A 12,311-nucleotide genomic window follows, 5' to 3' on the forward strand; every position below is an offset into this window, starting at 1 on the left:
TAACCGAGCCTGTGTTTGATGGACCGGATCTACGTCCAGACACATCTCGACACGCCACAGTGGGGTTTGCGTTGACCACGCAGAGGCGGTGATGTTGCAAAAAAGGCGGGAATCACCAAACGAAGCTGGATTTGAGATGGGGGAGGGAGGGCATTGCAGACGCAAAAAAGTCAGCCCGAATGACGGTCCGGGCTGACGGGGGATGTAACGCTGAGTGGCCTTCCTGGCAGGTTCAGAATCATTGGCTGTTTCTGCACCCGCTGAGGACTTGGTACTGAACGGTGTTCAGCTTGCCCTTGGAGTCTTCGTAGGTCATCAGTTTTGGCATCACGCTACAGGTTTGCAGATCCGGGGACTTGCGGACCAGCTTGGCAACGTCCAGCTTCATGCCGTAGGTGTACTCCTTGATCTCCGGCATCGGCTTGTTATGGAGGGCGGCATACTTCTGCACGCTGGCCTGGTGCTCCTTGATCACTGTGGTGGCTTTGACCTCATCAGAGGTGTAGGCGAAAGCACTGATGGGCGAAAGGATGACCAGGGCAAGTAACAACGATTTGGCTGTGCGCATTTTCTTTTGTCTCCGTTTGAATGTGGCTTAACCCTAACCAATGCGCACTAACCGGAAGGTTGCTGAAACATTACAAATCGGTCATCTCGAAGATGTCAGCTTCCTAACAGTATTGTCATTGTTCGCTCACCTTCCTGTTAGCTCCCCCTCCGTAAGCTTGTTTCATCCCTGACGAGCGCCGAGCGCTGCGCAGGTCCGACATTCAACCGAGAAAGGTAATGATGATGAAACTGGTCAAATCGATGGTCTTCGCCGTAGCTGCCTTGTCCGCCACTGCAGCCTTTGCCGACGACGGTAACGAGTACGCAAGCCCCGCTGCCGACAAGATGCGCCTGGCGCAAGAGATGCGTTTCAAGGAACAGAACAGCAGCAAAGCCGAGCGGTACGTCAATGCCGACGAGAAAGCCGAGGCTGAGCGGTCGACCAAGTCCGAAGGCTGATGCCTTGGCTGCCCGACCCGCTGCACCCCCATTCGCCCTTTGTAGCAGCTCCCTGCTCCTTTGGTCGGGGCGAATCTTTAAGCGTCCTTCGGGGCGCTTTTTTTATTCCCGGCAAAAACGTCGGCGATAAGCGTTTTTCATGCATCTGCCCGAAGGGCGTAGGAGCGAACTTGTTCGCGAAGAGGCCGGCATGCTCGCTGCAAATGCACCATCTTCGCTAACCAGCGAAACGTCGCCCGGCCTGCTCCTACGGCCTTCGGCGAGAATAAAAACAGACGTATCCGTTCAATGCCTGTTTCACCGTATTGAACTAACGCAGGCGGTACTTCACTTCCTTTCATATTTGTAATCCCGCCGTCACCTCGACGTTATCTTCGCCACTTCAAGATGGTGCCCCGCTGGCAGCTCTCGTACCTATAAAAAGAGCCAGGTCGACACGTTTAAAACAATCTGCCGATCCATCGGAGCACATATGACCCAACTCAGAACATTGTCCCTTGCCCTGTGCTCGACACTGGCAGGTGTAACGCCGATTACCGCACTCGCCGAAGAACAGAAAGAAGGCTTCATCGAAGGCAGCACGCTGACTGTACTCAACCGTAACTTCTACATGAACCGCGACCATCGCAATGGCGAGTCCAGCCCAACCGGCAATGGCTATTCCGAAGCATGGGCGCAGGGCATCATCGGTCGATTCCAGTCAGGTTTCACTCAAGGCACATTCGGCGTCGGCGTCGATGCATTTGCCATGATCGGCATCAAGCTCGACACGGGGGATGGCAGAAACGGTGGGCGCAGCGCGTTCGATGTACTGCCGGTCGATGAGCAAGGCAACGCCCGGGACGAGTACACCAAAGTTGGCGGCTCGCTGAAGGCCAGGGCTTTCGACACCGTTGTGAACGTCGGCGATGTGTTCCCGTCCACGCCGGTGGTTGCCTTCGGCGACTCCCGCCTGCTGCCGGAGAGCTTCCGCGGCGTTACCGCCGTCAACAACAGCATCAGCGGCCTGACCCTGCAAGGCGGTCGCCTGCACTCCATGAGCCAGCCCGTCTCCAGCAACCTGCGCGACGGTTTCGCCACCTTCTACGGCGGCGCGGTCGACGCACCATGGGTCGCCTACTTCGGCGGCGACTACCAGGCCACCGACGCGCTGAGCCTTGGCCTGTACACCAGCCGACTCAAAGATGTCTGGGATCAGAAATACGCCTCGGCGTCTTATGTGCTGCCACTTTCCGATGACCTCGCACTGACCGGCAGCCTGAACTATTACAACGCCACCGACGAAGGCAAAAAGCTGCTCGGCGAATTCGACAACGACATCTGGAGCGCAAAACTCGCCCTGCAATACGGCGCACACACCCTGTCGCTCTCGCACCAGCGCAACGAAGGTGATGATGATTTCGACTACCTCAGGCAGTCCGACTCCATCTACCTGGCCAACTCCATCCAGTACAGCGACTTCAACTCACCCAAGGAGCGCTCGTGGATGGTCACCTACAACCTCGACATGTCCACCTTCGGCGTGCGCGGCCTGTCATTCATGACCCGCTACGGCAAAGGCACCGACGCCGACTACTCCAACGCCAACAACACCTACATGCGCCGCGACGCACAAGGCAACCCGCTGACCGATCAAAAACGCTGGGAGCGCGATATCGAAGCGAAATACATCGTGCAGACCGGATCACTGAAAGACCTGTCGCTGCGCGTGCGCCAGGCAACGACCCGGGCTACGGCGTTCGAATCGGATCTGGATGAGGTGAGGGTGATTGTGGAGTATCCGTTGAGTGTGCTTTGACCGCACATCACATTCTCGACAGCATCCGTCAGAGCGTCCTTCGGGGCGCTTTTTATTCAGGCAACGGTATCCGCTTACAAACGCTTTCGGGACGCGGGGAAGCTGACGTCGCGCAGCACTCCGCCGTAGCCGCCGTATAGGTTCTCGCCCGGCAGTAACCGTCGCACCGTCAATTGCTGATGCGCCTGACGCAAATGATAGAAAGGCATGCGCACGTAGAGATGATGCTCTATGTGGTAATGAATGGCATGCGGGCCAAATACAAACGTCTGCCAGTTCGGGCGCACTATACTGCGCGCGTTCTGGCTCTGGTCATCACAGGCCGGTAGGCCTGCGTGCTCCATGATCGCTCGAATCCGTCCCATCAGCGGCAGCAAGGTGACGGCAGGCAGCAACCATAATCCCGGATACAGCAGCGGATGCCCCGACCAGGCGAGCACACCAAACAAAAGCCCGTTGCTGATCAGCATCGAAAAGACTTCCCAAGCCGCCTGCTGAGGTGATTTATCGACCTTGGGCATGATTGCGCGATAGTCCCCCCGGGCAAATCTGAATGCGCTGATGAAATATCCCACTCCACACAGATCAGCCAGTAATCGAGTGGCCAGCTTGCCTCTTGGTTGTGGGTAATCCCCCAGACCGAACACCGCGACTACCGGGTCATCGTACTGCATGGGATGGAGGTGATGCTTCAGGTGTCCGGCGCGGTAGGTCTGCATCGAGATAAACAGCGGGCCTGCCGCAGCCAGTTGGCCGATCACATCATTAGGTTTCTGCCGAGGCAACAGCACGCCATGGGCGCTCTCATGCATGATCACCGCCAGCGCCAATTGACTGCGTGCGATGAGCAGCGCTGCAAACAGATAGGTGGCGGGGTGTGGCCAGAGAGCGGCGCATGCGAACGACAGGGCGATCAGGCCCCAGTCGGCCAGTAGCGCCAGCATGCTGATCCAGGGTTTGAGCACATACAACTCGGCGGCAGGTGCAAAAGCTTTTAACGCGAGATTGTTGCCGGCGCGTGATTCAGGCTGGGGCACGGGCTTTACTTCCTTGTCGGGTGGCCAGGGCACAGGCCAGAGCGAGTAGCACGCCGCCCGCGACATCAATCAGCGTGTGCTGCTTCAACGTCAGGGTCGACAGGCAGATAAGTAACCCGGTAATGCCCGTCACCACTCTGAGATGTTGACCCCAAAGCGCTCGGCACGCCAGACAGGTGACTGCCACATGCAGGCTGGGGCAGCCGTTGGATGCCAAGTCCAACTGCCAAAGCCGGCTCAGGCGTTGTTGCATAAACGTATTGTCGATCAATCCGGTGTCGGGCCTGGGTATGAATTCGGGGAACAGCCAGAAGCATAGCAAGGCCACGCCGAAAGCGATTCCGCTTGCAGTTCTGAATGCCTTGAATCGCTCGACACTGGCGTACGCAGCTGCAAACAGCACAAAAGGGAAAAACAGCACGTACACCCACCATGAGTGTGCGGTGAACGGGATCAATTCATCGAGTGGAGTTACCCAGTTGTAGCGCGGTGTGACGGCACGTTCCAGGCAGATGAAAATGCCCAGGCCAAGTAGCAGCCCCAGCGAGGCGGTCAGAACCTGACGGTAGTTTGGATTCCGGCGCTGCAAGGCCTTGTTCATGGCTGTTCGCTTGTCGATAGCATAAGCAGTGGGCTCATAAGCTGAGCAAACGGCTGACCCAGGCGTCGATTCGCGCCTGGGCTCGCGTTTGACCTGCCGCGCCTGAAGGGCCTGGTGCGGATACCGCGCACAGTTGCCTGGCCGCATCGGCCACCTGATATTGAAATTCAGCGGCATTGCCCCGCCAGGTCACCACTCGGTGCAACAGCTGCAACTGCGCTGCGCGCGCGGCATTGGTGGCTTGTTCGGGCTGATCGCTGACGATAAGGATGATCGGCCGTTGATAAACCAGCGCGATCGACAGCGCGGCCATACCCGGTGCCGACACGGTCAGTTTTGCCTGCGCCGCGCGGCTGGCCCAGTCCGGATCAATGGCAAGCCAGCCATCGCGCCCGGCGTAACCTTCACCGACAAGGTGCTTGCTCAGCCCTGCAGCGGACAGGCCCGCGCTCAAGGCATCGGCCAGGGCTGGCTCGGTGAAATGAGGGTTGAGGTAAACCGCTGCGCCATCGCCGATCCGGTCTGGCGTTACGGCAGCCAGGGCTACCGGGGTTGGCAAGCGAAACACCTTTGGGGCGTCTGCGTCGTCGATAGCGTAGGCGAAGTCATGCTCGATGCAGGCGCGGGCTGCTTTTATCTGGCGGTCGACAATCCAGCCAAACAGGCGCGCAAACGGACGTGGCCACATGCCCGCGAAATTATTGATCAGCGCGACCTTCAGGCTTGCCCCATATACATGCACCACCTTGCGCCGCCAGCCGGGCAGCATGCCCATGTACAGCAGCGCGGGGTGAAAGGAATCGTTGATCACCAGATCGACATCGCGCAGGCGACGTTGCAACTGGCCGATATCACGCAACATGCGCCCGGGGTGGAACAGGTAGTGCGCGACATTGCGGTTGGTGGCCTTGCGCAGCATGTTCTGTTCGCTATCGAACTGCACGGCATAGTGCAGCGAGAGAATCTCGGCCTCAATTCCGAAACTCTGCAGAAACCGCTGCCCTTGCTCCGAGGTAGTCATCACATCAACCTCGGCTCCAGTCTTGCGCAGGGCGTGCACCAGCAATTGCGCGCGCATCAGGTGGCCGCGTGCATCGGCAGTCGCAAGATAAAGAATGCGTGTGCTCATTGGGCGCTGCCGCCCGCTTTGCGCAGCCCGCCAAACACCCAGCCAGCCACATACATCGCCACAGCGCTGGTCACGCCAAAGCCGGATTCTACAGTGCGAATATCCTTCAATAACCGCGCCAGATGCACCCATTCATGAGGTGCCACGATACGCCGCAAGGTGTTCTCGCAAAGGCGCACGTGGGCTTTCTCGTCGGCCAGCACTTTCGACAGCAACGGGTAGAAACTGTGTGCCGTGCCGATGACTGCGCAGTGACGGCCCAGCACGCGCTGGGCCATCTGCTCTGCGCAGAGCCCGGTAGCATAGGCGGGCACCAGCAGGCCCTGCTCGAAATTCGCTGAATGCCGCCGGGCCAGATGTTGCCAGCGACGAATTTTGTGTCTGCTGAGCCAGTCCGGTGGCAGACGCTTTGATCCGTCATCGCCCATCGCGTGCAAGGCGTCAGTGAACAGCACCACGTGACGACGCTCATCGGCCAGGTGCTGTTCGACCTGCCGTTCGAGCCAAGGCGGCGACTGCGGCATCAACTCGTCCAGCAATGCGCGCTCTGTAGCGTCCTCACCGGCCAGGTACATGCGCAGCAGCATGCGTTCGCCGCGTAGGCTGCGGTGCAGGCGTTTGAGTGCCGCACGTTTGATCCGGTCCACCATGTGCGCTTGCAATGCACCGAGGCCTCGCACCTCGGGCGCGGCCAGGCAACTGAAGTCGGGTTCGCTGGTGCTGTGTTCGATCACGCTCATTGCACAGGCTGCGGGCTACGGTGCCAGGCCAGAATCAGGCCGATGAAGCTGTCGCGCAAAAAGGCCGAGCCTGAGGCCGCAGCGGTCGGGAAGCTTTCTTCAGCACCGTTGTAACGCAGATAACCCTTGCCATTTACCGCGCCCATTTCCAGGGTGTCGAGCTTTTTGAAGCCACGTTTGCGCACGTCGGCAAGAAGCGGGCTGTCTTCCAGGCCAAACACAAACAATTGGCGCTGAACCACCCATACCGGAATCTGCCCGCTCAAGGCCTGCAATTTGACATTCCAGGTGCCGGTTTCCAACAGAGAACCAAGCTCGATGGTGCCCGGTTGATCCGAGGTGAAGCTGGCGCGCAGCAAAGACTTCGATACTTTGCCGACGCCCAAGGCAATGGTGATGTCGTTGGCATCTGGATTTTTCACATCGCTTGGGTGAACCTCGATGAAATAGCTGGCCACTCTTGCGGCAAGTGACGGTTGTGCCAGAACATTGCGTGCCTGCTCGGCGGTGAACAGCACTCGCTCGCCGGTCTCCTCGCGGACGCTGATCTGGTAAGGGTCGAGTTTTATCTCACGAAACCTGCCACGCACCGGAGCATGCACGTAGGTATCAGGGGACCACACTTTGCCTGAGCGGCGCAGCAATACATGCAGGCTCAGCGGTACACGCTGGCCATCATCGGCCAGACCACTGCCGTGCAGCAGCACGTCGCCTATCACGGTCTTGCTGTCATGGCTGGCGTCGGCATTGAATACAATGGTGTGGGTTTGAGGGTCTACGCTGGCATGGGCATCAGTCACGTCCAGGGCGATGCGGTTACAGTTGTTGTCCGCGTTGCTGACGGTTGTGGCGCAACCGCTGGCCGAAGCGAAGTGAAATACTCCGCGGCCTTTGAAATCGGAAGGCGCAGCCTGCGCCTGAATACTCAGCCCCAGCAATGCCAGGCAAACCATGTAGCAGCCAAGTGAGGTGATCGATAAAGATTTCATACTGACTTCCTGTGAGCACGCTTCCTGCGTGCGACGATGGGGTATAACGCGGGTCAATCCAGATTGCGGTGATAAGAGAGCGCTTCGCTATGGCGTGCGCTGGCACGACCGAACGATAGGCCGCAACCGCGTATGACGGCACCAGCGGTGTCCAGCAGCGACAGACCCACTACAAAAGCCATTGCAGTCAGGCGTCGTAATCCATGCAGTGGTGGCAGATGCTGGTGATTAAGCGCGCGCAGGCTGTAGCCAAGGCGACCGACCATCACACACAAGGGGCCGATGGGACCGCTGCGCCCGAGCCACTGCAGCCAGTCCGGCATATAGGCACGCACCAGATACGGAGTGAGGTCGACGCTGTCACCGCCTCGCAACCAGCGCAGTTTCAAGACTTCTCCCCGGCTGTCGGGCAAGCGATGTTCGGTGTGCGCATGCGGTGCGTAGACCACCGCCACGCCCTCAGCCTGCATGCGCAGCCCCATGACCTGACAATGCGCCCGGTAAACGCCGTCAAGGGGCTCGTAGCGGTGCCGCTCGAAAGCATCACAGCGGAAGGCCACATTGTTTGCATAGAAATTGCGCGTGGTACCGCTGCGCAACGGGCTTGGGAAATACATGAAATCAATGGCAGTCAGTGCACTGCCAGCGATACTTGGCGCATAGCTGGTACGTCCAGCGACAGCAACCGGCGCATCGGCCTGATCAAAGGGTACAAGCAACTGTTCCAGCCAGTCGGCGCAAGGCAGGCAATCGGCGTCGGCAAATACCACGTACTGGCAGCGCGTTTGATCGACACAATCAAAGCCTGCATTCTTCGCATCGTAGTAGCCGGTGAGCGCTTCGATCTCGACAAAGTCCAGCGTGCGCCCTGCCAGCTCACACAACGCCTGACGCGCCTGCAGATCAAGGCCGTCATGGGTGATGACCCACTGCGCCAGCGAGAGGGGCGAAACACTCTGCTGCGCATACCGGGCAACCAGCCGCTTGAGGCTGCTCAATGCCTGCACGGCATCACTGCCACCACGCAGATTATTGGTCTCCAGCACCAGCGCCGTGGTTGCCGCAATGCCAGCCAGACGATGACCGGCGCCGTCGCCAAGAGGCGGCACCGACATCCTGACTGTCGCTTCTTTGCTATCCATGCCTGAGTGTCTCTGGAAAAACGGGGGTGTTTGCGCGTCCGACTTGTCGGGCTGGGCGCGCAAAATTGGGGGTGTTGTTGGGGGCAATGACAGCATGATCCTTGGGATTATTCAAATGATGAGTTTTGTCGGGGGCTTTGGGGGCGGTGCTTGGAGGCCGGCGATCATTTATTGTTTTCATAATAATCAACATCCATAGGTACGAGTACTCTGGTTGATGACGGCGAACTCGCTGCCAGCTCATAAAACGTCCCATGAGTATATAAGTAGACTTTTTTTGTTGTTACAAACATAAACATATCGGGCGATGCCATGCCTTGAAAGTAATCAGCCCCGTGCTCTCGTAAAAAAATCAAATCATTTCCCAGTTTTCCCAGTGATCCGTTTCCCCAGCCGCGATTGAGTAAGTCATCTATTTCAGCGGCGTAAGTACACGTGATTAGGCCGTGCCCTGGGCACCTGACGGGTTTCAGAGGTTCTAACTGACTCAGGTCAAGTTTGCCAATCGATTTGCCTCCTAAAAATATATCCTTATCACTTTTTGAAAATTCATATTTGTGCCAGCTTCTATCATCTCCGAATGGGAAGAACACTTTGAATAAGGCTGGTGTCGCGCCTTCTATTCTATTTTGATAGTGATAAACAGAACTTGCATCTTTTGCATAGTGTGAAAGCTGGTCCTGTTGCCAATAGGGCAGGGTCTGGTCAGTGTCTTCCAGTGACTGAAATGCGGTTGAGTCGTGTGTAACTAATTTAAGCCATCTATCTTCTATCGCATCGTACTGCCCAGGCCTTGAAAATAGACAGGCAGGTGATAGATTATATATTAATGCCGATGCATCTCCAGTTCCTGAGATGCAATGTGTATTTCTGGAGTGTTCTTGCCTCATCCAATAGATTTTTCCATCCTTCGCCACGTAATGTGTAGAAATTTTGCGCAGATTCGTTGAGCAGCGTCCAACGGGCCCGGGCGTTTCCTCTACACCACCTTGCTTATTGAAACGCCCTTCAATCCTCTCTTTGCAAATCACAAAAGGTTTGATTTCCTCGGTGGATCGCTGCCCGGAGCAACTCGTCAGCATGCATGCGATCGCAGCCCCGGTTGTGAGCTTTGCTATGTTAATTAGTTTCACTTTAGCGTCCTTTCATCAAATATAAAATTTCAGGCCTATTTTCAAATAGGCGTTTGATACAGTCCGTGATGTAAGTGAATTGTGGCGCGTAAGCCCCGACTGCCTGTGCTTGAAAGAGTTGATGGGTCGAAAGCCTGCTTTCAGAATACATCGATTCGAGTCTGAACCGTTCGCCAATGCGGTTGTGGCATCAGTCGCGGATGAAATACATGGAAGGCTTGAAGCCCCAACAGATGAGCGACTGACTTTACAAGTCACTGCTAATGCAGCAAGAGCGGCTTGCTCAAAATGAATCAAGGTCTGCATAACGTTATCCATGTTTTTGCATGTCTGGCCGTTCAGCCATCGCCGACGTCCGGCCCTTTTTGATGCCTGCTGCAACGACGACGGCAGGCATCAATGACATCTGACTTTCAATTTTTTGTTAAAGGCAGGCCTGTGGCCGGATCCAGGTCTTTTTCCTTACTTAATCTTTGCAGTAGTGTATCGTCCGGCTTGTCAGGCGCGGTTTTTGCGTCACGCTCTTTTTGCCATTGAAAGGTGCCGTCCCATGCAGGAAGTTTAGTTGGTGGCAAGGGAGCAATAATATCTAAATCTGGAACTTTTGCTCCTAGTGCTTCATTTGCTTTTAGAAACTTATGGATAGCCTCATATCGCTTCGACCTTTCCTCGTCTGCTTCCAAGTTCATGTAAAACAAACTGTCTGGTGAAAAAATTCCTTTGAATGCTTCGCTTAGCATTCTTGCTGAAATTGTATTTCCTGATCTCGTAGCCTGCTGATAAGCGTCAACAGCATCTTTATACTTTTTTCCTGTCCGCAGATAAGCCGCTAGCTCTCGGGCTGATTGTGCATGTCCTTGATAGGCAGCACAGTGCAGCATTTGCTCCATGACTCGTGCTCCACCTTTTAATCTTCCTAGTAACGTTGCTACATAGTACTGAGCGTCAGGGCTACCTAAGTCAGCTGCTTTTCGAAAATATGCATTTGCTTTTTCTTGATCTTGCTCGACGCCATAGCCAGATTCAAGATAGTGTGCCATGTCGTAGTAAGCACCTGGAACACCGAAGGTCATAAATTTTTCCACCAGTGCTAAGGGTTCTTCTTGTCCGTTGGGAGAGCGTGCAAGGCCTTGTGTGATCAATGCCTGCAAGTTAGTTGCAGCCTTGTAGTGCCCGTGAGCGGCTGCAACTCGGTAGTAGCGTGTTGCACCACCGATATCACTCGGGCGTTCTCCTTGTTGAAGAAATAAGCCGTATTGGTAGAGCGTATCTGCGTCTTGACTTACCGGCGGCAGCACGTCAGCTTCACGATGACATTCAAACCTGACGTTGTTCTGTAAAGCACGCCCCCCCGAGCTCGCAGGAGGCGAGTCGTTTTTTTCGGCCATTGCTATAGCAGGAAGAACGGCCAGCGATAAATAGATGAGGGTGTGCATCGCGTTGTCCATGTCGGTGTGGGTGTGTTGTGCGTCTGCTGCCCAACATTATTTTTCAGAAAGAGCAAACGCATCGCTGGCATACGGAGCGGAGTGGGATATGAGTGCGGATTTGCATGCACCGACCACTGTCGGCACATGCAAAACCCGGTCTGCTACTTGAACCTATGATCAGTCTTCCTTGCTATAAACCGGAGAGCCCGGCAACGGCTTACCTGTTTTAGGGTCAAGCATCATGGCCTTCGCCAACTGCTCGATCAGCGCTTCAGAAGGCTTAGGCGGCGGGATGTTGGCTTCACGCTCTTCAACCCATTTCAGCTTGCCATCCCAGGCGGGGAGTTTGGCTGGTGGCAGGGGAACGATTTCGTTGATTTCTGGGACGCTTGGGTTGGCGTAGGATAAGTTACCCAATACCTTGCCAATTTGCTTGTAACGTTGTGCTCGTTCAAGGTCCTCTGTCTGGCCTATATAATACAAGCGATCATCTGACTTAGGGCCGCGAAAACCATTCTCTAAAAAAGACGCTGAGCTCTCGTCACCTGCTGCGACTCCTAACTGAAAAGCTTCAAGAGCGGCCTGATATTGTTTAGCCGTTTTCAAATGTACACCTAATGCTCCGGCTGCTTTGCCGTTACCTTGCTCGGCAGCACAGCGACGCATTTGTCTTGCAATATCCGGTGCAATATCAGTGGGCGCGAGTTTTTCGGCAACGTATGCTTGCGCTTGCGCACTTCCCTCATCTGCTGCTTTACGGAAGTAACGCAGGGACATATCTTCATCTTGTTGCAGCCCAGCCGCACCCTTCTGAAGGTAAATGGCGATCATGTAATAACCCGAAGCCACATGTGCATCTATCAACTGCTGGCTAAGGCGTAGTCGTTCCCCCCCAGCGAGCTTAAGCTGACCACGCATGGCGCCGTTCTGCAGATTGACGTTGGCCTTGTAATGGTTGTTTTCTGCCGCGATGCGGTAAAGTCTTCCGATCTCGATATCGACCGTTTCATCCTGCTGAATCTGATTGTTTTTCTGCAACCAGCGCGCGTACTGAAACAGCACATCCGTTTCTGTCGAGGGGGGCGGGATTTTCTCGTGTACGCAGTTAAATGCCAGTTTGGTGCTGACTTCGCTCAACTGACTCAGCGGCGCGTCCTTTGTCCGTAAGGTAAGGGCATTGCCGGAGCTGCAGGCGGCCAACAGCAGGATCGAAATCAACAAAGTCAGGCGCATCAGTCATGGTCCGTCATAGTAGCGTCGTGATAATAAGGTTCAACGAGCGCGCGTCGGGTTTGAGTTTGGGC

12 protein-coding genes are annotated in these 12,311 nt (G+C 55.8%); 2 read left to right on the forward strand and 10 right to left on the reverse strand.

What is annotated here, in order from left to right:
• Window positions 1–238: 238 nt before the first annotated feature.
• Window positions 239–568, reverse strand: coding sequence for a DUF2790 domain-containing protein (locus JOE29_RS00950; protein ID WP_003343803.1), 330 nt, complete (start codon window positions 566–568; stop codon window positions 239–241).
• Between the two features lie 218 nt (window positions 569–786).
• Here JOE29_RS00950 and JOE29_RS00955 point away from each other — a divergent pair, with 218 nt between their 5' ends.
• Both JOE29_RS00955 and JOE29_RS00960 read left to right on the forward strand, forming a co-directional pair.
• Window positions 787–1,008, forward strand: a complete 222-nt coding sequence (locus JOE29_RS00955) for a hypothetical protein (RefSeq protein ID WP_003343801.1) — start codon at window positions 787–789, stop codon at window positions 1,006–1,008.
• A 472-nt stretch (window positions 1,009–1,480) separates the two neighbouring features.
• The gene (locus JOE29_RS00960; protein WP_057407376.1) at window positions 1,481–2,806 is read left to right on the forward strand and encodes an OprD family porin; all 1,326 of its coding nucleotides are present in this window, start codon (window positions 1,481–1,483) and stop codon (window positions 2,804–2,806) included.
• A 74-nt stretch (window positions 2,807–2,880) separates the two neighbouring features.
• On the opposite strand, the gene JOE29_RS00965 is transcribed toward JOE29_RS00960, so the two are convergent.
• The 9 genes from JOE29_RS00965 to JOE29_RS01005 all read right to left on the reverse strand — a co-directional run bounded on the left by JOE29_RS00965 (window position 2,881) and on the right by JOE29_RS01005 (window position 12,240).
• Window positions 2,881–3,750 carry a fatty acid desaturase family protein gene (locus JOE29_RS00965; protein ID WP_245226644.1) on the reverse strand — a complete coding sequence of 290 codons (870 nt, stop codon included), beginning with the start codon at window positions 3,748–3,750 and terminating at the stop codon, window positions 2,881–2,883.
• 79 nt (window positions 3,751–3,829) lie between these two features.
• Window positions 3,830–4,444 carry a phosphatase PAP2 family protein gene (locus JOE29_RS00970; RefSeq protein ID WP_210078713.1) on the reverse strand — a complete coding sequence of 205 codons (615 nt, stop codon included), beginning with the start codon at window positions 4,442–4,444 and terminating at the stop codon, window positions 3,830–3,832.
• Between the two features lie 34 nt (window positions 4,445–4,478).
• Window positions 4,479–5,573, reverse strand: a complete 1,095-nt coding sequence (locus JOE29_RS00975) for a hypothetical protein (RefSeq protein WP_122578911.1) — start codon at window positions 5,571–5,573, stop codon at window positions 4,479–4,481.
• The gene (locus JOE29_RS00980; RefSeq protein WP_122578910.1) at window positions 5,570–6,313 is read right to left on the reverse strand and encodes a hypothetical protein; all 744 of its coding nucleotides are present in this window, start codon (window positions 6,311–6,313) and stop codon (window positions 5,570–5,572) included. The genes JOE29_RS00975 and JOE29_RS00980 overlap by 4 nt, the downstream gene beginning before the upstream one ends.
• Window positions 6,310–7,302, reverse strand: coding sequence for a hypothetical protein (locus JOE29_RS00985; RefSeq protein ID WP_122578909.1), 993 nt, complete (start codon window positions 7,300–7,302; stop codon window positions 6,310–6,312). The genes JOE29_RS00980 and JOE29_RS00985 overlap by 4 nt, the downstream gene beginning before the upstream one ends.
• Before the next feature lie 53 nt (window positions 7,303–7,355).
• The gene (locus JOE29_RS00990) at window positions 7,356–8,417 is read right to left on the reverse strand and encodes a glycosyltransferase (protein WP_209996841.1); all 1,062 of its coding nucleotides are present in this window, start codon (window positions 8,415–8,417) and stop codon (window positions 7,356–7,358) included.
• Between the two features lie 191 nt (window positions 8,418–8,608).
• Window positions 8,609–9,334: a hypothetical protein gene (locus tag JOE29_RS00995; RefSeq protein WP_122578923.1), complete on the reverse strand. Its 726-nt coding sequence runs from the start codon at window positions 9,332–9,334 to the stop codon at window positions 8,609–8,611.
• A 656-nt stretch (window positions 9,335–9,990) separates the two neighbouring features.
• Window positions 9,991–11,013: a DUF6396 domain-containing protein gene (locus tag JOE29_RS01000; protein WP_210078714.1), complete on the reverse strand. Its 1,023-nt coding sequence runs from the start codon at window positions 11,011–11,013 to the stop codon at window positions 9,991–9,993.
• A gap of 171 nt (window positions 11,014–11,184) precedes the next feature.
• Window positions 11,185–12,240, reverse strand: a complete 1,056-nt coding sequence (locus JOE29_RS01005) for a DUF6396 domain-containing protein (protein ID WP_210078715.1) — start codon at window positions 12,238–12,240, stop codon at window positions 11,185–11,187.
• Window positions 12,241–12,311 lie beyond the last annotated feature (71 nt).

The sequence above is a fragment of the Pseudomonas sp. PvP009 genome (genome assembly GCF_017832995.1).
In the GTDB taxonomy this organism is placed as follows: Bacteria; Pseudomonadota; Gammaproteobacteria; order Pseudomonadales; family Pseudomonadaceae; genus Aquipseudomonas; species Aquipseudomonas syringae.